Annotated in this window: 19 protein-coding genes; 6 read left to right on the forward strand and 13 right to left on the reverse strand. The window is 35.4% G+C overall.

Going from position 1 to position 19,760, the window contains the following annotated elements; genetic code table 11:
* Positions 1 to 50 precede the first annotated feature (50 nt).
* The 4 genes from M1F26_RS10770 to M1F26_RS10785 all read right to left on the reverse strand — a co-directional run bounded on the left by M1F26_RS10770 (position 51) and on the right by M1F26_RS10785 (position 3,098).
* Positions 51 to 980: a Gfo/Idh/MocA family protein gene (locus tag M1F26_RS10770; RefSeq protein WP_140170545.1), complete on the reverse strand. Its 930-nt coding sequence runs from the start codon at positions 978 to 980 to the stop codon at positions 51 to 53.
* Positions 981 to 1,310: 330 nt separating this feature from the next.
* Positions 1,311 to 2,090: a YaeF family permuted papain-like enzyme gene (locus M1F26_RS10775; RefSeq protein ID WP_140170546.1), complete on the reverse strand. Its 780-nt coding sequence runs from the start codon at positions 2,088 to 2,090 to the stop codon at positions 1,311 to 1,313.
* Between the two features lie 223 nt (positions 2,091 to 2,313).
* Positions 2,314 to 2,502 (reverse strand): stationary-phase-induced ribosome-associated protein, encoded by a 189-nt coding sequence (gene sra / locus M1F26_RS10780; RefSeq protein WP_004263968.1) that lies wholly within the window; start codon positions 2,500 to 2,502, stop codon positions 2,314 to 2,316.
* A gap of 254 nt (positions 2,503 to 2,756) precedes the next feature.
* Positions 2,757 to 3,098: a hypothetical protein gene (locus tag M1F26_RS10785; protein ID WP_180359456.1), complete on the reverse strand. Its 342-nt coding sequence runs from the start codon at positions 3,096 to 3,098 to the stop codon at positions 2,757 to 2,759.
* A gap of 356 nt (positions 3,099 to 3,454) precedes the next feature.
* Between M1F26_RS10785 and M1F26_RS10790 the strand changes: the two genes are divergently transcribed.
* From M1F26_RS10790 to catA, 3 genes are all read left to right on the forward strand, one after another.
* Positions 3,455 to 4,150 (forward strand): aspartate/glutamate racemase family protein, encoded by a 696-nt coding sequence (locus M1F26_RS10790; protein ID WP_140170547.1) that lies wholly within the window; start codon positions 3,455 to 3,457, stop codon positions 4,148 to 4,150.
* A 324-nt stretch (positions 4,151 to 4,474) separates the two neighbouring features.
* On the forward strand, positions 4,475 to 4,717 hold the full coding sequence (locus tag M1F26_RS10795) for a helix-turn-helix domain-containing protein (protein WP_140170548.1): 243 nt from the start codon (positions 4,475 to 4,477) through the stop codon (positions 4,715 to 4,717).
* A 190-nt stretch (positions 4,718 to 4,907) separates the two neighbouring features.
* On the forward strand, positions 4,908 to 5,549 hold the full coding sequence (catA, locus tag M1F26_RS10800; protein ID WP_140170549.1) for a type A chloramphenicol O-acetyltransferase: 642 nt from the start codon (positions 4,908 to 4,910) through the stop codon (positions 5,547 to 5,549).
* An 85-nt stretch (positions 5,550 to 5,634) separates the two neighbouring features.
* Here catA and M1F26_RS10805 read toward each other — a convergent pair whose 3' ends face one another.
* The 3 genes from M1F26_RS10805 to M1F26_RS10815 all read right to left on the reverse strand — a co-directional run bounded on the left by M1F26_RS10805 (position 5,635) and on the right by M1F26_RS10815 (position 8,138).
* Positions 5,635 to 5,775, reverse strand: a complete 141-nt coding sequence (locus tag M1F26_RS10805) for a hypothetical protein (protein ID WP_004263953.1) — start codon at positions 5,773 to 5,775, stop codon at positions 5,635 to 5,637.
* Between the two features lie 228 nt (positions 5,776 to 6,003).
* Positions 6,004 to 6,927: a nucleoside hydrolase gene (locus M1F26_RS10810; RefSeq protein ID WP_004263951.1), complete on the reverse strand. Its 924-nt coding sequence runs from the start codon at positions 6,925 to 6,927 to the stop codon at positions 6,004 to 6,006.
* 23 nt (positions 6,928 to 6,950) lie between these two features.
* A complete protein-coding gene (locus M1F26_RS10815) occupies positions 6,951 to 8,138 on the reverse strand; it encodes a NupC/NupG family nucleoside CNT transporter (RefSeq protein WP_233618319.1) in 1,188 nt (395 codons plus the stop codon).
* An 844-nt stretch (positions 8,139 to 8,982) separates the two neighbouring features.
* Between M1F26_RS10815 and M1F26_RS10820 the strand changes: the two genes are divergently transcribed.
* Both M1F26_RS10820 and ttcA read left to right on the forward strand, forming a co-directional pair.
* Complete coding sequence (locus M1F26_RS10820; RefSeq protein ID WP_265104088.1) at positions 8,983 to 9,117, forward strand: hypothetical protein; 135 nt, start codon at positions 8,983 to 8,985, stop codon at positions 9,115 to 9,117.
* A gap of 252 nt (positions 9,118 to 9,369) precedes the next feature.
* Positions 9,370 to 10,284: a tRNA 2-thiocytidine(32) synthetase TtcA gene (gene ttcA / locus M1F26_RS10825; RefSeq protein WP_140170551.1), complete on the forward strand. Its 915-nt coding sequence runs from the start codon at positions 9,370 to 9,372 to the stop codon at positions 10,282 to 10,284.
* Between the two features lie 260 nt (positions 10,285 to 10,544).
* Here the strand turns inward: ttcA and zntB are convergent, their stop codons facing one another.
* Positions 10,545 to 11,528, reverse strand: coding sequence for a zinc transporter ZntB (zntB, locus tag M1F26_RS10830; RefSeq protein WP_004263941.1), 984 nt, complete (start codon positions 11,526 to 11,528; stop codon positions 10,545 to 10,547).
* A 346-nt stretch (positions 11,529 to 11,874) separates the two neighbouring features.
* Entirely contained in the window at positions 11,875 to 13,497 is a 1,623-nt protein-coding gene (locus M1F26_RS10835; RefSeq protein ID WP_140170552.1) for a peptide ABC transporter substrate-binding protein, read from the reverse strand.
* Positions 13,498 to 14,196: 699 nt separating this feature from the next.
* Between M1F26_RS10835 and tpx the strand changes: the two genes are divergently transcribed.
* Entirely contained in the window at positions 14,197 to 14,700 is a 504-nt protein-coding gene (gene tpx / locus M1F26_RS10840) for a thiol peroxidase (protein ID WP_004263934.1), read from the forward strand.
* A gap of 79 nt (positions 14,701 to 14,779) precedes the next feature.
* On the opposite strand, the gene M1F26_RS10845 is transcribed toward tpx, so the two are convergent.
* The 4 genes from M1F26_RS10845 to M1F26_RS10860 form a co-directional block, all read right to left on the reverse strand.
* Positions 14,780 to 15,154 carry an ATP-binding protein gene (locus M1F26_RS10845; RefSeq protein ID WP_094961776.1) on the reverse strand — a complete coding sequence of 125 codons (375 nt, stop codon included), beginning with the start codon at positions 15,152 to 15,154 and terminating at the stop codon, positions 14,780 to 14,782.
* Between the two features lie 325 nt (positions 15,155 to 15,479).
* Positions 15,480 to 17,039: a transcriptional regulator TyrR gene (gene tyrR, locus M1F26_RS10850; protein WP_140170553.1), complete on the reverse strand. Its 1,560-nt coding sequence runs from the start codon at positions 17,037 to 17,039 to the stop codon at positions 15,480 to 15,482.
* 239 nt (positions 17,040 to 17,278) lie between these two features.
* On the reverse strand, positions 17,279 to 18,334 hold the full coding sequence (locus M1F26_RS10855; RefSeq protein WP_094961775.1) for a YcjF family protein: 1,056 nt from the start codon (positions 18,332 to 18,334) through the stop codon (positions 17,279 to 17,281).
* A complete protein-coding gene (locus M1F26_RS10860) occupies positions 18,331 to 19,728 on the reverse strand; it encodes a YcjX family protein (RefSeq protein ID WP_140170554.1) in 1,398 nt (465 codons plus the stop codon). The genes M1F26_RS10855 and M1F26_RS10860 overlap by 4 nt, the downstream gene beginning before the upstream one ends.
* Between the last annotated feature and the right edge of the window lie 32 nt (positions 19,729 to 19,760).

Here is a 19,760-nt window from a genome sequence, read left to right on the forward strand (position 1 = left end):
AAAATTTACTGCTTAATAAAATAGATAATGACTTTTAACATAGAAGATAATTAATCACTGATTGTATTCGCTGTAGATATCATCTTTTCAACCATTCTTTGAGCCTTCAAGCCCTCTTCGCCACTGACCAACGGTTGAGTTTGATTTGAAACAGAATCAATAAAATGGCGAATTGCACCATCAAAGCCGCGTTGAACTAAAATCGAATCCCAATTAGCCGGTTTTCTCTCGCTAATCCCAATGGCATTTTCGTTCCACCAATGGTTCATATTGGTTATTTGGTGAATACTGTCTTCAGCCACCACAATAAGTTGCTCTTGTTGGCTTCCTGCTTTGCGATGCATCGATGTTGTTAGCCAACTCTGGCCAGCTTGCATATGGTGCTCTGCATAAAATAGCTCACCAGCATTTGTGTTATGAATACTACCACTGATTAATTCTACATTTTTTTGCGCTATCCACATTACAGTATCAACAACATGCAAATAATCATCTAATAACGTAAATCTAGCGTCATTCGGCCCTACGCTGTTCATACGGTGCTTATCCATACGAATAGACGTGATATTTTTAATATCCTGTTTAACTGCCAAATAAAATGGCGAGAAGCGGCGGTTAAACCCAACCATTAACATTTTCTGGCGTCGCGCTGCAAACTCAATTAATTGCTCAGATTGTTCAATTAATTCAGTCAATGGCTTATCAACATAGATATGGACGTTTGCCTCTAATAGCCGCTTGATTACTTCAAAATGGCTTTTCGTCGCACTATGAACAAAAATAGCATCACATTGCTGTGCTAGTGCGTCAATATTGCTAAACAGGGGGATTCGATAACTATCACAAACTAATTTTGCCTTTGATTGATTAGGAGAAAAAGCGCCAACTAACTCCCAATTTTCTTCTTTCGTTAAAACCGGTAAATACGCTTTTTGTGCAATAGAACCTAAGCCAACTACACCTAACTTTAATTTTCGCATCGTAAACACGCCTATTAATGATTAATCTGAGCAAGAATAATCTCATTAATATCAATTAAAAAAATTTTTTTGGGGTAATAACGTAATTTTAATTAGAAATAAATATACAACATTTTGTTTTTTATAAATAAAAAACAAAATCAAGTGAAGAATGAGAATGAGTAACTACATAAAAAAAAGGGTTGATTTCTTAAATGAGAATGGTTATCTTTTACCTCGTGAATACTTGAGTAAATCACTCAGGTTTATCACAAACGACATTGCTCACATTGCTTCCAGTTTAGCAGGCCAACTTTATATGTTGGCCTTTTTTTTGTTTAAAATTACACACTATTTTCTGCGTATTGCACTACTAAAGCTCCATGATTTCAAATGCCCAACATACGCTAGACGCTGGGTTGGCATGAAAGTTGGTACATCACCTGTACGCATATGTAATATATCCGCAGGTGTTATCCACGATGAGTTACCTTCAAATAAGGGAATACCTGCATATTTATAAGCATCAAGGACAAACTGTGAACAAAAGAAACCATTAGCTTGGTCTATATCATCGCCTAATTGAACTTTAGCTAAAGTTTTTAAGCAAAAATTACGTATCGTTTCACCAATTAATGGAAGCTCACATACCCTTTTTGTGATCATCCAAGGCGCTATCATCACAATACCTTTATAATTATATTTATTTCCATTATTTTGAACTGAAAACTCGCGTAATTTTTCTGCATGCAATGATGTTAAGCCTGTTTGCCTCAGCACTACCATGTTGTTAGAGTCTCTCACTGCTTGGTCTAATGTAATGATCCTAACGCCACTTCCAACAGACTCAGCTACTTCCCCCAACCCCAAGTAAATAGATGCGTGACTTACCCCACTAATACTAAATAACCGAATTCCCCATGAATTTAACCCTGTAGCAGAAGATAAAATAATATCGCCTGGCAACATGTCAGAAACCGCCAACTGCTCAACAGAATCCTTGATAGGAATCGTGTTTGCGTGTTGAATATTAAAATTTAAGCGATTAGTTTCTTCATCTGATTTGAATTGAGTTGAACACCCTGAAAGAGAAAAACAAAATAAAAATAGCAGGAAACAATAAAATTTCATTCAATAACACCCGATAGTCATCTTTCTTTTTAGTTTTTAATTAATGAAGATAATATCGCTTAATCTATTTTATGACTACTGTTTATTTCTATAATAGAAGAGTTAGAATATTACTCATATGAGTGGTGCATATTGAAATGAGCAAACGTAATCTAATGAAAAATTAGTTTTAACAACTTAAATTTAACCCTCTAGTAAACACTAGAGGGTTACATACATTCAATTAACTAATAACATATTCTGGGTAAAAAACGGTTACTGAATGATATGTCTTCTTTTCTGTCGCTTTATTCTTTTGTACTGCAACTGTAGTATTATCTTTAGAACCAAGCGAAACACGTATGTTTTTTTTAGAGCGACTTAATTTATAAGGCATACCTAATAAACGACGTGCATTATTATTACTAACCATTATCGACTCCTTAAACTACTAAATTAAAATTCATTAAAAAATGAACATCAAAAAATATAGTCATCGTTGACCACAAAGGCTTTTTGTTTCATAAAATGACAAAACAAAATGTAACTCTTTTAGTATAACACTAAATCACCAATATATAATCCAGTTTTATTTATTAATTTCTATCAGTTATCATTTTGATGGTTACAGCTCTTCATAAAATAATCAAATTATAGTGCGTTAAAAATATTAGCATACGTCGTTCCCTACTCAAGTGGTGAGGCAGGACTTGAGCATTTATCTTTCCAAATTTGGTTAACCTGTTCAGGCAATAATATTTCATGTCCTCCATCAATAAATGGAATTGAAATATCCATGCGACCTTCATCATTAGTATAAGCTTTAACAATAAAACGCTTAAATCCGTCAGGCTTATCATTTTTATATCGATAAACCTCTCCACAAACATAACCTACCTTACCTTTATCCGCAGTGTAACGAGAAAAATGATATTCAATATTTCTAAACTTTGCTGCTTGTGGGTACGCTAGAACGTCATAAACATTCTTTTTCACTTGCTCAACTAAACTTAATTGAGTTGGTTTCATATATAGTGCTCCTAACAAAAATGCAGCACCAAAAATGAGTATCGCAATGATTACTTTGAAAAAATTCATTTTTATTCTCGCCATATATGACCAACTTTATAGAAATAATATTTTTTACGATGATAACCAGATATCAATTAAAATCCATCTTTAAAACGTAAATGTTCTTATATTTATCCTTTTTTAACTTAAAATATGTTAAATATAAAAACCCTTCAAAAAGTAATGTTAAGTTGTATTTAATATTACAACTGTTTTTTACTTTTAATCATCTAGAAAATTTTTCTCATACTATTGTGTTCTTTTAGAAACTATCAGTATAGTAAGGAAAACATTACAATAATAGGAACTAACAAATGAAAACAATAGGCCTTATTGGCGGCATGAGTTGGGAATCAACGTTACTTTACTATCAACAGCTTAACGAAGGTATCAAACAACAACTAGGTGGCCTGCATTCGGCTAAAATTGTTTTATATAGCGTTGATTTTTCTGAAATAGAACAATATCAATCTAGCGGGCGATGGGATTTAGCCGGCCAGTGTTTAGCTGATGCAGGAGAGAGTTTAAAGCTTGCAGGTGCTGATTTCCTTGTTCTTTGCACAAATACCATGCATAAAGTTGCACCACAAATTGAATCTCAAACAGGTCTTCCTTTATTACATATTGCTGATGCGACGGGTGAACGCATTATACAATCAGGTATAAAAAAAATTGGACTCCTAGGTACCGCTTTTACTATGGAACAACCCTTCTATAAGCAAAGATTAATTGAAAAATTTAACGTGGATGTACTAATACCTAACCAGCAAGATAGGAAAATAGTTCATGATATTATCTATAATGAACTATGTTTAGGGATAATAAATGACAAATCTAAAAAAGAATATCAGCGTATAATGGCATCCCTTGTAGAAAACGGGGCTGAAGGTATTATTTTAGGCTGTACCGAGATAACATTACTAGTTAATCAGAATGATACGACCGTAGGAATATTTGATACTACTGCCATTCATGCTCAAAAAACAGTAGAAGTCGCACTATCTGTTTAACCAACATTAAATCCTTTCTTTAGTAACTATTGTTAAATATAGTCATTGTTAAAGAATAGTATCAAAATTAACATATTATCTAGTGCAAAATTTCATTTAATACTATTAAAAAGAATTTTGCACCCATTAAACTTCATCTTTAGATCATAATGTATAATAATATCTTTCTCTGTTGTTAATTATACCTGAGCTAATCTTATAAATATCATTTATACTTATTCACCTTAGTTCATCTATCTTAAATTTACAGATTATTACCCATTGAATATTAATTTTCTTCTAAGATAATAAAAAAATTTATTATCGAATTGACAATGGATCACTATGAATAAAAATAATGTTGGTAATGCCGTGTTGGGCAAATTTATTAAACAAAAACGTATAGAGCATCAAATTACGACAAAAAAAATGGCAGAATTAATATCTATCACTGAAAAGTCATACATAAAATATGAAGATGGGAGCCTTTCCATATTCATTGAACATCTTATGGTAATATCTAACACATTGAATGTAGATGTTAAAACATTATTTGATACCTACGTCAACGCACAACCATGTACATAAGTATATTTCACTATCGTGCAAATTGTGCTTTACATTGAAAGAGTAAGGTATAGGCCTCGACAAGCAAAAATAAGCTAGATAACATACAAACATAACTTCAACACGAGATAAGAAATCACTATGAGCCAATCAAAAGCGGAGAAACCTCCCTTCTAATATCAGTAACATTAACTTATTAGAAGGGAAAATTATGAATTATACTAAATTTAATATAGAGACATGGTTACGTAGAGAACATTACAATATTTACGAAAAAACCATAAATTGTGGGTTTAGTTTAACAACTAAGATAGATATCACAAACCTAAAAAGATATATAGATTCAAATGGTTATGAATTTTATCCATCAGTGATTTATTTATTATCACGGGTAGTTAATACCTATAAAGAATTTAGGTTTGCAAAAAAAAATGATGAACTAATTTTATGGGATGAAGTGCACCCTAGTTTTACTATCTTCCACAAAGATACCGAAACTTTTTCTTCATTATGGTGCAAGTATTCTTCAGAAATAACAACATTTATGGAGAACTACCACCAGCAATTAACGTTGCATAAAGATAATCTCGATTTGCACCCTCAACCACAGCAAGTTGAAAATGTCTTCTATGTGTCATCTTTGCCTTGGGTTTCATTCGACAGTTTTAATCTAAATATTGCAGATATTACTAATGTTTTTACCCCGATTTTCACTTTGGGAAAATACTATAGTGAGAATAATAAAATGTGGCTTCCTCTAGCTGTACAAGTGCATCATGCAGTTTGTGATGGCTTCCATGTAGGTCAGTTTTTAACTACTTTACAAAAGCTATGTGACGAATTACCCCATTAGCCTAGATTACTCTCAGTCATGAAGGAAGCTAGCCTTCCTTCATTTATAGGAAATTAACCTCGTTAAATGAATACTCTCATCATCTTTAATTCAAAAATAATAAGCTTATGTAAATGGCATCCCCAATAGCGTCACTTTGAATAAGATATTCCGTTGGAGTAATCACCATTTTAATGGTGTTGGCGAGTAAAGAAAAAATCAATTCAATAGGATCAGTTGCAGGCATGTTTCCTCCATATTTTTCTATACATTAAGTTCTCATTGGCGCTTATACAATAAGATAAAGGCTATAGCGAAGACACTATCCCCTAACAGATTTTCATCTTTTGATAAATCTCACTGATTAAAATTTAAGCATAGAATAATCATAACTTAAAAAACTGGGCCATTACCTATGGTAAGCTCCATTATATTAAGTAATTATCAACCGAGGCTCTAGTTGGTACTCTTTACCTCAAAGATTTATAATACGTTCTGTAATTAAAGATATTAATTTCGATGTATCAACGTCAGTAATAATCTTGCATTTAGCTTCATTATACTTAGCTTTTGGGTCATGATTAATGGAGGTAGATGTGTAAGCAAAACTATGACCGAATAATTTATTAGACTCATATTCGATAGTAATTGAACCGTCAATACCTGAAAAAATTTCAGGTTTAATGAGGTATGCAATAACGCAGGGATCATGGAGAAATGGGTCAAACTCTGCATATCTTCGACACATTTCTGCAACAGTCTGAGCGATAAGGCCACCTTTTTCCAAAGGACTACACAAACCAGCCCTTATATCAGCCTTACTTGTTACATCCAAACCAAGCATAGTAATATGGCGTGCACTATCAAAAACGATATGAGCAGCATGAGGATCCACATAAAAATTAAACTCAGCAGCTGGCGTTATATTCCCCTGTGTAAATGCAGCTCCGCCCATGACTACAATGTCTTTTACATTATCAACTAATTTTGGTTCTTTGATGATAGCGACTGCGATATTAGTAAGAGATGCTATTGTGCATAATGTTATTTCACCTGGATTTGACATTACCGTATCAATAATAAAATCTACGGCGTGACCAGAATAATTTGGATAATCTGATGCGGGAAGCAATACTCCAGCTAGACCATCAGTACCATGAACATGAGTTTTACTCCCACTTTTGGACATTAGTGGACGCTCACAACCTTTCGCTAGAGGAATATCCTGCCTATTTGCTAACGCAAGTAATTGTCGTGCATTATTGTGAACCTTTTCTAATTCTACATTACCTGCAACTGTGGTTATGCCTATTAATTCTATTTCTGGAGAAGCTAAGGCTAAAAAAATAGCCACAGCATCATCTACACCAGGGTCACAATCAATTATTATTTTGTTCATTCTATTACTCCTTGATTTATATGTTATACAAAAATACCAACAATAGTCGCTGATAAACAACTGACTAAAGTTGAGCCAACAATCAATCTAAAACTATTTGATGCAATCATTTTTCCATGTTCTCGGCTTATACTTGTAACGCAACCGATAATCATTCCGATAGAGCCAAAATTTGCAAATGATATTAAAAATACGGACATAATTGCATCCGTTCGTGGTGTAATGCTTGTTAATTTCATATAGTCAATCATAGCAACAAACTCATTCGATAAAATTTTAGTCGCAATAATTGTTCCAAAAGTAACACTTTCATCCCATGAACTACCCAAAATGAAAGCTAAAGGTGAAAAAATATAACCAAGAATTCCTTGAAAACTAATTCCTAAAATATTTAAAAAAACATCATTCAGCATACTAATTAAGGCGACAAAACCGATAATTATGGGAACAATTGCAAGAATAAGCTTAAAGGCATCCTGCATGTGATCTGTCAACACCTCAAAAAATGAGCCCCTTTCACCTTTATTTGCCCCCAAAGGACAAGTTGTGATATTTGTGGGTTCACTTGGATTAATCATAGAAACAATAATAAAAGTACTAAAAAAATTGAGACTAACACCAATAAAAACATAGCGTGGCTCAACCATTTGTGTATATGCGCCTAGCAATGCAATATCTACTGTTGAGATAGTACATGCAGCAATAGTATACATCTGTGCTTTAGATAGCCTTGGAATGTAATCTTTAATTGATACATAAGCAGGCATCATTCCGACTATCACAGCGCTAATAGCGGCAAAAGACTCTAATTTTCCAACTTTAGATATTTTGTTAATTAGAAAGCCTATAGTATTAATAATTAAATCTAGCGCACCGATATATTTAAATATTCCAATTATAGAGCAAATAAAAATCAAAGGTAAAAGAGCTACAACAACAAAAACCATAGAAGTTTTACTGCTTATATCTCCAAAAACAAAATCAATCCCCTTATTAGCATAATTAATTATATAATGAATACCTGATGCTATACCGTCAAGAGTAGTAAGCCCAATGGTAGTATTTAGCATGGTAAACGCGACAATAATCTCCAATGTTAACAATGTTAGTATCGATGGAAGTTTATGTTTTATGTTTTTTTTACTAAAACTAAGCAAATATGCTATAAGAAAAACAAAAATTAGACTAAAAAAGAATATAAGGTATTTCATAAATATCACCATGTTAATAGATTTTAATTATGATTAGTTGATTTAATGTCTCCTTAACCCACTAATTAAAAGCAAAAAAAATAATTTTTAATTTCAATATATATGACCTTGCTTAAAAGGTACGATTTTAAGCATTTACATTCAATTTATAATTATATTTATAGTTCAAGCGCCAAACACCCGGGGACATAATAATTCAAATAAACTCTATTAGTTTGTATTTTTAAACATATAATTCTTAAAATGTGAATCATGTCGCACTTGTAAGCCATACTTAAAATAAAGCTTTTTCTTTTCACAAATAACTTAGAGCATTAGTTACCTTATAATTTTTTCAATATCTTATTGTTATTAAGCGTTAATTTCTAATGGTCCTGCAATTATACATTCACTCTATCTCTCTCTCTTTACCACTGCACTGGAAAACTTGCTAAGTTTAAATAGAAGAATATGTTCTATCTAAATATTATAAACATAGGTTTTATAATGCCCATATAATTCTTACCGTGATTAACAATTTATTAAGTTACTAAAATTTCTAGTGACTACTAAAAATATAAAATAGCCAGTGGGATAGATATTTATTACTTATTTACCCTGCTTATACTAAATAAGAATAAGAAAGACTCAATACAGCTGTATTATTTTAGCTCAAAAATATATACTTTAGCCCCTAAAAAATGGAAAGTAATAATTGAAAAATTTATTGGTTCTGTATCTAGGCATAAAAACAATAGTATTGTTAACTCACATCTGAATAAGGCAGCTATAATTAGATTTTCTGACCTAAAACTTGCAGATGTCATGATGAAAAAGCTCAAATACTCAAGGGACATTGGGTTTCATGCACGAAAATTTATATTGCAGTAAATACGTTAAAACACTCAATATTATTAATGAAGAAACACACGAATGCTTAGTGATTTTGGTTGATACATCATTGCAGGCTAAAATATCATCAGAGCACTTGAAAGTTTAAATCAGCTTCCACCGGAGGCATATCGTCAACAGTTAGAAAACTCTATGTTTGTGTATCTCTATTAAAGTGGGGTGGACACCAATTTTCACCTATTTTACCGAACTGGTATCACTCTTCCCTCATGTTCTGCTATCATGAGCCTCTTTTTATAACTCTCGCTGATTAGGCTTTAAGCATAAAACAATAATAATTTAAAAACCAAATGTACAATTATCCATCAGCAACATAAACCCCAGTAGCAGAACGTATAGAATGACGACCAATAAAGAACAGTACAACTTAAATAAGTTGCAAAAAAGAATTCGCCGCGATGTTGGCCAAGCAATCGCTGACTTTAATATGATTGAAGACGGTGACCGGATAATGGTTTGCTTATCTGGAGGTAAAGATAGTTACACACTACTTTCCATCCTGCAAAGCTTGCAAAAAAGCGCCCCAATCCAGTTCTCATTAATTGCGGTTAATTTAGATCAAAAGCAACCCGGTTTCCCTGAGCATATCTTACCTGCATACCTTGATAAACTTGGTGTAGAGTACAAAATTGTTGAAGAAAATACCTATGGGATCGTAAAAGAAAAAATTCCTGAAGGGAAAACAACCTGTTCACTGTGCTCGCGTTTACGTCGTGGAATTTTGTATCGTACGGCTACTGAATTAGGAGCAACTAAAATTGCTCTTGGTCACCACCGTGATGATATTTTACAGACTATGTTCTTGAATATGTTTTACGGTGGTAAGTTAAAAGGTATGCCTCCTAAATTGATGAGTGATGACGGAAAACACATTGTCATTCGCCCGCTCGCTTACTGTCGAGAAAAAGATATAGAGCGCTTTGCGCAGGCTAAAGAGTTTCCAATTATTCCATGTAACCTATGTGGTTCTCAGCCAAACCTGCAACGTCAAGTTATTAAAGAGATGCTACGTGATTGGGATAAGCGCTATCCCGGCCGTATCGAAACAATGTTCCGTGCTACTCAAAATATTGTACCGTCTCATTTATGTGATACCGAATTATTTGACTTCAAAAATATTTCTCATGGAGATGAAGTTATCAATGGCGGAGATCTTGCGTTTGACAAAGAGGAGCTACCGCTTCAACCTTTTATAGATGAAGATGATAAGCCCGACTTTACAGTAGAACGCCTTGATATTATTGAAGTTAAATAAACATTTATTAATAACCTCCTCGTATGGAGGTTATTTTTGCTCGGATTAGATGCAAAAAAAAGCCGATGTAAAATACATCGGCATTACAGTGGTCAATTATTCTGTATAAGAACTCAATATGAGAAAAACTACAATTATGGAGCACAACGTTCATCGCTCAACGTTGCATTCACCTGCAGGACTAATACTGCACTAAAACCTCAGTAGTTTTATTGATTTATCTCAAACTAGGTCCGGTTATCGCAAATAAGTCATCAATATTAGAGCCATCGGCTTTTTCTTAACCACCACAAAACGGTTCCAATTAAAACGGCTAATAAAACACAAAATACACTAAAGGCAAAACGAAACTCATTACCAGGGATCCCGCCTAAATTCACACCAAACAGCCCCGTTAAAAAAGTTGTTGGTAGGAATATCATGGCCATTAATGACATTGTATAAATGCGCCGATTCATCATTTCAGTCATCATATTCGTTATCTCGTCAGAAATAATCGCTGTACGTGCAATAAAACCATCGAGATCTTCAATACAACGTCCTAATCGGTCAGAAATCTCTTGAATTCGACGACGATTGGTTTCATCTAACCAAAGCAATTTTTCTGTTGTTAAACGGGAAAACATATCTCGTTGTGGAGCCATATAACGGCGTATCACAATAATTTGTTTACGAAGTAATGCTAATTCCCCTCTCTCAGGAATTTGGCTATTTAATATGAAATCTTCCATATCAATTAAACGCTCATGCAAAGAATCCGTAAAATCACTTATTTCATCTGTAATAGAATCAGCAACCTCAACTAACCAGTCACCTGTACTTTGGGCCCCGACTCCCTGCTTTAAATCATCAATAATAGAATCTAAGGAATTTACTTTTCGATGACGACTAGAAATAATTATCCGATTATTAATAAATACCCTAAACGCAACTAATTGCTCAGGCCGCTGGCCAGCATTGGTATTTAATGTTTGCAATGTTAATAAAATACCATCGCCAACACGAATCAATCGCCAACGTCCTGAATGCCCAGATAAAGCGGACTTAACTTGGTCATTAAAGAGATCTGATTGCTGAATCCAATTAAAACTTTGCGGATCTTTATAATCATAATGAAGCCAAAACGGTGATTGCTGGTTTGCGCTAGCATTCACGTCGATAGGAAGTAACCCACCGTCTCCATTTAACTGAAATGCATGTACAGGATTTGAATTTTGGAATAAAGAACCATAAATCAGTCCCATGCAATATCTCCCTTTTATAATCAATACGGTATTTTTAGTCGAATAGTGACATATTTGTCATTATTTCAAGAATCGTTCTCACGATACATAAAATAACAAAAAAAAGATTGAGATTAATATCTCATAAAAACAGACAATTTCCCATAAATCACAAAATATCGCCATTTTTGCTAAATAACACTACATAATTGACACAAACGAGCAATAAAGTTCATGATGATTTTTTTATTATGAAAAGGTAGTGTTTATTCCTTTTTTGGTCCTCCTTCCCATTCTCCAGAGGAAGGAGCTTTTTTTCTTTCCTTCAGAAAAAGTAGCCCGTACCTCGCACAGGCTGTATCCTATTTTAATGTTTAATAATATAGAAACTGTGGCTATAAGCGACATCTTCGGGGTTGTTTATTGGGTACCCCTTCAACCAAGGCTTAATTAAGCGTGCATTAGTATATTGGTAAATAGGCGCGATTGGAGCTTCTTTTGCAATGATTGCTTCCGCATTATTATAATAACGATTACGTAATTGCGCATTTGTTTCAATACTCGCCGACTCAATAACGCTATCGTATGTAGGATTATTAAATTTTGGTATATTACCAGTATGCTGAGACGTAAGCAGAGATAAGAATGTTGAAGGCTCATTAAAATCACCTATCCATGATGCACGTATAACATCAAAATTTCCTGTATTCCGGCTATCTATGTAAGTTTTCCATTCTTGATTAACTAATTTGACCTCAGCGCCTAATTTTTTCTTCCACATAGATGCAATTGCAATCGCGATTTTCTGATGATTTTCTGAACTGTTGTATAACAACGTTAATTCTAACGGGTGATTTGGACCAAAACCTGCTTGCTGTAATAACACTTTTGCTTGCTGGTCTAATTCTTTTTGTGAGTAGCTATTGTAAAGCCCTTTTTCAGGTTTAAAGCCATCGGTGACATCGGGAGTAAAATAATTTGCAGGTTTTTCCCCTGTACCTAATACTTTATTAGCAATTAATTGGCGGTCAATCGCCATGGATAAGGCTTTTCTAACACGAACGTCATCCGTCGGTGCGCGTTGGGTATTAAATGCATAGTAATAGGTCCCTAATTGGTCTGGTGTAAAGACTTCATTAGGAATATCTTTCAATAATTTTTGATAGCGTTGTTTTGGAAATGATTCGGTAATATCCAAGTCTCCCGCTAAATAACGATTAGTTGCATGAGACTCCTGGTTAATTGGGACAAAAGTGACTTTAGTTATCACCGTATTTTGATGATCCCAATAATTTTTGTTTGGAACTAAAACAATTTTTTCATTAACCACTCTGTCAGATAAAACAAAAGCGCCATTTCCGACTAAATTACCTACTTTTATCCAGTCATTACCAAACTTTTCAACGGTTCCTTGGTGAACAGGAAATAAACTAAAATTAGCTGTTAATGAAGGGAAATAAGGTACTGGTTTATTTAAAGTAATCTTTAATGTATGCGTATCAACCGCTTCAACACCGAGCTGTTCAACAGGCTGCTTTCCATCAATAATACCTTGCGCATTATTAATACCTGCTAATGCTGCAAACCAAGCAAATGGTGACGATGTTACCGGTGAAACGAGACGTTGCCAGCTATAAACAAAATCTTGAGCCGTGACAGGGTCACCATTTGACCAACGAGCATCAGCCCTCAGTGTAAATGTCCAAATCCGGTTATCTGTTGTATTCCAATTTTGGGCTACACCTGGGATAGGCTTTCCATGGTCATCTTGGTTAACAAGCCCTTCAAATAAGTCACGCATGACTTGCGCTTCCGTTAACCCCACTGATTTTACCGGGTCCAAAGAAGCTGGCTCGTCTTTTAAATGACGCGTAACTTCTTGGTTTTCAGCTAAAACAGTGCCGGTGGGTATCACCGCACTAATAGCTTGTGTAGTAAACAAAACTGAAGAAATCAAAACAGCTAAAGATGTGAATGAATGTTTATGCATTTTATTTTCTATCTTGTTAGTATAAATAAAGTTAACTAAAAGCCTAGTTAAATGATTTCAAGTAAAGATGCTATTATTAGCAACATGACTGCATTTACGTGTTAAGTTTCATTTAGGTAAACTAATTTTTGAAACACATTCTAATATATCCATAAAAAACAATAGATTATAGAGAGAAATCTCACTCAGCTTAGATAATATCAAGCAGCGATTTCTGTAGTTTATCTTATGCTTTCATATTTCATAAATCCATATTTCTCTTGTAATTAATTGATTTATCTATCTAAATACATATAAACTAATACTCGTATTATACAATAATAGCTATGTCCATATCCTTATCATTTTTCTGATCAGTAAATAATGACTAAAGAAATCAATACAGACAGATTTCCTTTTGTTACACTTCATAAGACAACTTAAAAAGGTGCATAACAAAAAGCGCAAGCATTAAAAAAGCTTAGTTGTTATATAATGATAATGCACCATACCCTAATAAAAAGTATGTAATATTACCTTACTTTGCCCATGTAAAAATCAAAGTAAGTGATAAGGTCTCTGTATAGAATTTGGTCATTAGTATAATGTAAAACTCAGCACTGTATAACGACTCATTAAAAAACCTTTAATCGCAAAGATTTTTTATTAGAAGTTAGATTAAGTTAACAGTGAATCACTTTATGAACGGGAGAAAAATTCATGTCGCAAACAGTTAAATTAAAAGGTAATGACATCACAGTTAATGGTGTTTTTTTACAAGCGGGTTCAAAAGCTAAGCCCCTTACCCTTGTCACCAAAGATCTCAGCGAAGCAACGCTGGAAACTTATGAAGGTAAAAGAAAAGTTTTAAATATTTTTCCAAGTGTAGACACTGGCGTATGCGCGGCATCAGTTCGCAAATTTAATAAGCTCGCAAACGAGTTGGACAACACGGTTGTGTTATGCATTTCTGCTGACCTGCCTTTCGCACAAGCACGTTTTTGTGGTGCAGAAGGTTTAGATAATGTCGTTATGCTATCTTCTTTCCGTAGTGATTCATTTGCTAATGACTATGGTGTTGCTATCGCTAGTGGTCCATTAAAAGGCTTAAATGCACGTTCCGTTGTTGTCTTAGATGAAAATAATAACGTTATTTATAGCCAATTAGTTTCTGAAACTACTGAAGAACCTGATTACGACAGTGCATTAAACAGCCTAAAATAAGCTTTTTATATCATTTAACTCACTGTAATTAGTAATGAAGCGGGAATTTCCCGCTTCATTACTCAATATCAAAACCACACTAATCTACGTGAGCCCAGTACAATGGCTGGTGGTTCTTCGCATTAACAACATTCGCAAATAACTTATTGTCACTCATTATAGAGATCAAAGTATGAGAAAGCGTACTCAATACTTTTAAGGCTTGATCCTGAGTGACAGGGCAACAAGATGTCAAAATATCAATAATAAGGTCTCGAGGCTTATGGCCATTTTTCACCAATGCCTCCCACGTGAAACGATTTTTCTTCGTTAAATATTTTACTGCAGCTTTATTCATCAGATAAAGTTCGGCAGCTGAGGCAGCAGACTCAAACATATCATTTTTATAATGACTCTGGCTCATGTATTCGCGTAGCTTACGATTTACAATGAAATTAATAGTGAATTGGTCCATGGCAACTCCTTGTAGGCTGAAACCCATCAGATGAGATTACGATACCCTAAAACAGTAGCTGTCTTTGTTATATAGCAGGAAAATTCACCAATTAGCAATAGTATTAGTAAGGTTTTGCCATACTAAACACGAGCTAAAAAAGGTACGTCTTTAAAATAACATTGAATTAGTGCCCTATTCTCATAGATTTTACCGACTGTTCGTACTACAACATCTCGGCAATACTTATTCAAACCGTGGGTCGGTATTGCCGTTGCAATGCCAGAACCACTAAAAAACAAACCTATTGCTGTTAACACATAGGTTATTCTTTTGTTCATTTAAATTAGTTTTGCTCTTTTTTCGTATTGAGACCATATTCTCTCAATTTATTGGCAATTGCCGTATGAGAAATATCCAAGCGTTTAGCTAATTTACGGGTGCTCGGGTAATCACGATACAAGCGCGCTAATACTGACGCTTCATAGCGTTTAGTGATTTCATCTAGTGAGCCATTGAGCGAATCTAAAGCCAATGCAGGGGAATTAACTACATCTGGTAATTGGATATCCTCTACTTCCAATATATTGCCATTAAGTTGAGTTAACCCTTGATAAAGGGCATTTCTCAGTTGCCTTACATTACCCGGCCAATAATAACTGCTTAAAAATTCGATTAGCGAAGGCGCCAATTTAGGCTCTGCAATATGAAGCTCTTTGGAAAAACTGGCTACAAATGTCTTGGTTAGCGGTAGAATATCTTCTTTACGTTCACGTAATGGAGGGATGGTTAATGTGAGTACATTTAAACGATAATAAAGGTCCTCTCTGAATTTTTTTTCTGCCACCAATTCAGGTAGATTTTTCTGTGTTGCACAAATTACACGGACATTAACCTTAACTTCTCGTTCCTCGCCAACACGCCTAAATGTTCCATCATTTAAAAAACGTAATAACTTAATTTGCATTTGAGGTGACATTTCAGCAATTTCATCAAGCAATACTGTTCCGCCATTTGCTTGTTCAAAAAAACCTTTTTTACCTTCAACTGCATTTGGATACGCCCCTGCTGCATAACCAAATAATTCACTTTCTACGACATCATCCGGCATCGAAGCACAATTTAAACCTAAAAACGGTTCTTTTCCTCGCGCACTATGCAAATGACAAGCTTTCGCTAAGATATCCTTCCCAGTCCCTGTTTCACCAACGAGTAATAATGGCTCATCCAGCATCGCAACACGTTTAGCCCGTTCAACTACATTTGCCATGACAGGGCTAACAGCAATAATTTGTTCAAAACCACTGCCATCTGCCTCAATAACTTGTTTACGTTGCTTATCTAAAATTTCAGCCGATTTCAACAGCAACACAGCTCCTGTACAATGGAGTTTACCATGTTCATCTGCCAAAATAATAGGAGTCACTTGCATCAAATAGTCTTGGCCTTTAATGACGACTTTCTCTGTATAAGCTTCTGGTGACTCTCGTTCAAACCAACGCACCAGCCCTTGGCTACTGACTAACTGAGAAAAGGTTTTTTCTCGAATTTTTGCCTCATCATAACCAAATAATTGCAATGTCATTGGGTTAACCAACTCAATATTTAGCTTATTATCAATGGACAAAACAGGTTCTGGAAATGAGTTTAATAGCGCCCAAACAGCTTTATGCTCTCTTTCTGAAGGCATAAAATAAATTCGGCGCACATCAATAACACCATTGATACGCCGTATTTCTGCCATCAATGTGCTGAATACCTGAAAATCTACAGGTGTAAAATTTAGGTAAATCCTACGTTGAGGAGATATTTCAATACCTTTTAAATCAATATTTTGTAGGACTAAAAGATCAAGTAATTCACGCGTTAAACCGATACGGTCTTGGCAGGTCACTTCGAGGCGCATGGATAGGAACCTTCATCAAAAAAGCCGAGAGAATAAAGGTATTTTAGCCTTAAACATTAAGGGAATACAGTGTTTGTGTCACAAATTGTTGACAGCTTGTAAGCTTCATAGGTATTAACAAATAAAATCACTGCTTTCCTTAATTTTTTAAGGCTTGAAATAACAATAAGTATATTAATCAACAAATGATGCTGCTGAGTGAGTGAAAACTGTCAACTCACTCTGCCAGCGATATTTCTTTACGCTTTATCTTTTTTACTGGGAATAACATTCTTTAATTGGCCAATTAGCTGATGACGAAAATCGGCTAAACGAGGCTTGTTTTCAATCCAAGGCAGTGGTCGGCATAATTCCATCGCCTTAATACCTAAACGTGCAGTTAACAAACCCGCACCAATACCTTGTGCTGCACGTGTTGATAACCGTGCGGTAATGTCTTGAGATAACCAATCCATCCCCACTTCACGAATTAATTCAGATGCACCTGCAAAGGCAATATTAATGAGCACCATACGAAATAGCCGAATTCGGCTGTAATAACCGAGTTCAATACCATAGATTGCCGCGATCCGATTAATTAGACGGATATTTCGCCAGGCAATAAATGCCATATCCACCAGTGCTAACGGGCTCACCGCAATCATAATGGCCGATTCAGCGGAACAACGACTAATTTCTTTACGAGCTTGTTCATCAAGAATAGGCTGAACCATTCGACTATATAATTCAACAACTTCTCTATCATTATGAGAATCATGGAGAGTGGCTTGCCAATTAACAATCGCAGGATGTTGCATTGATAACGCAGATTGTTTTGCCAATTTTTCACAAAAAACCTTTCCTTGTCCCATTCCATGACTGTGCAATAATTCGCGAGCAAAGTCTCGTTCCTCTGCTCGTTCTCTTAAGCGATACAACCGCCGCCATTCACCAACGACTGACCCTACACCCGCCACAACGATTAAACCACCCGCAGCAGCAACACCTAACGCAGTCCAATCTTGTGTTACCCATGATTGATGGATCCAAACGCCCAGTTGAGCAACGACACTGACCCCAAAAATTCCTGCTGCAGCGCCAACTAACTTTCTCCAAAAACTCCGTTTTGGTTTTAACGCTTCGTTAATCAGGCTTTCAACCTCACCCTCTTGGCTATCTTGTTCTGCTTCCAAAGAAACTGGAGTGAATTTTTCGAGTTCTCGTTCATCAAAAACTTGGGCTTTTTTTAGCGATTCTTTCGTATCATTTTCACTACTTTCAGCGAAATCTAAACGCTGTTTTAAAGGTTCATTCATTTCAGTTTATCTCCCAACAAAAATTCAAGCGCACTGTCCATACGAATATGTGGCAATGGTTGATCCATTGGCGTTGGCCTTGGTCTGAAATCTTCAAATTGAAAACCTTGAGTTTGCCAGAATTGCTCATTTGGTAACCGTTTTGGGACTTCACCAGGATAAAACATTAGCGGTTGTCCATCACTTAACCGATTCCCTTTTAACGCAGGTAATTTTTCACCTTTATAATCCACAAGGCCACTTTCGGTTGCTTGTATTGATGCTAAACCAACACAATCCATGCTGATCCCTTCAAATGCAGCATGCTGCCATGCCTCTTGCACTAATTGTTGCAACAAAGCCACTAAATTTGCATGCTGGTCTGGTGTTACATGGTCTGACTTGCTCGCCGCAAAGAGTAATTTATCAATACAAGGTGAAAATAAACGCCTCAATAATGTGCGTTTACCATAATGAAAACTACGCATTAATTGGGTTAACGCCATTCTCATATCATTAAATGCATCAACACCGCTATTTAACGGTTGCAAACAATCAACTAAAACAATTTGTCGGTCAAAACGTTGAAAATAATCACGATAAAAACCCTTAACAACATGCTCACAATAATATTGATAGCGTTGCTGTAATGCGCCAATATTGGTGTTTTTTCCTGCCTGTGCGAGCTTTTTATCACCATATTTGGCTACATTTGGCCATGGGAAAAATTGGAGTGCGGGTGCTCCTGTTAATTCAGCCGGTAAAACGAAACGACCCGGTTGAATAAAATGTTGCCCTTGGGCCTTGCATTCCACTAAATACTGGGTGTAGGCAGCAGCAATTTCAGCCAGCAAATTTTCGTCAACAGGCGCTAAAGGGTCACATTTTTCACACAATGTCAGCCATGGTTGGGCTAAATGTGCACGCTCTCCCTTTATTAAGGTGTTCATTTGTTCAGACCATGCTAGATAATTTAAATCTAGCATGGGTAAATCCAACAACCATTCGCCGGGATAATCCACAATCTCTAAATATAATGATGAGTTATCGACAAAATGGCGCAAAAAAGAGTCTTCTGAACGGTAATGCAATTTAAGGCGTATTTCACTGACACCCCGTGTTGGTGTTGGCCATTGCGGTGGTTCCCCATAAAGGGATGCAATACCTTCATCATACGCAAAGCGTGGTACTGACAAATCACGGTGAGGTATCCGTTTCACCCCTAACAACCGCTTATCACGCGCGGCAGAAAATAAAGGGAGCCGTGCGCCCGCATTCACATTCAATAATTGGTTCACCAGTGAAGTAATAAATGCGGTTTTTCCACTACGGCTAAGCCCTGTTACTGCGAGCCTAACATGACGATCAACACTTCTATTCATCAAATCAGTTAATTCACTGTGCAGTCGTTTCATGCTCCTCCCAAGACTTATCCTTTCAATTTAAA

It is taken from the genome of Providencia sp. PROV048 (genome assembly GCF_033688165.1).
GTDB lineage: Bacteria > Pseudomonadota > Gammaproteobacteria > Enterobacterales > Enterobacteriaceae > Providencia > Providencia hangzhouensis.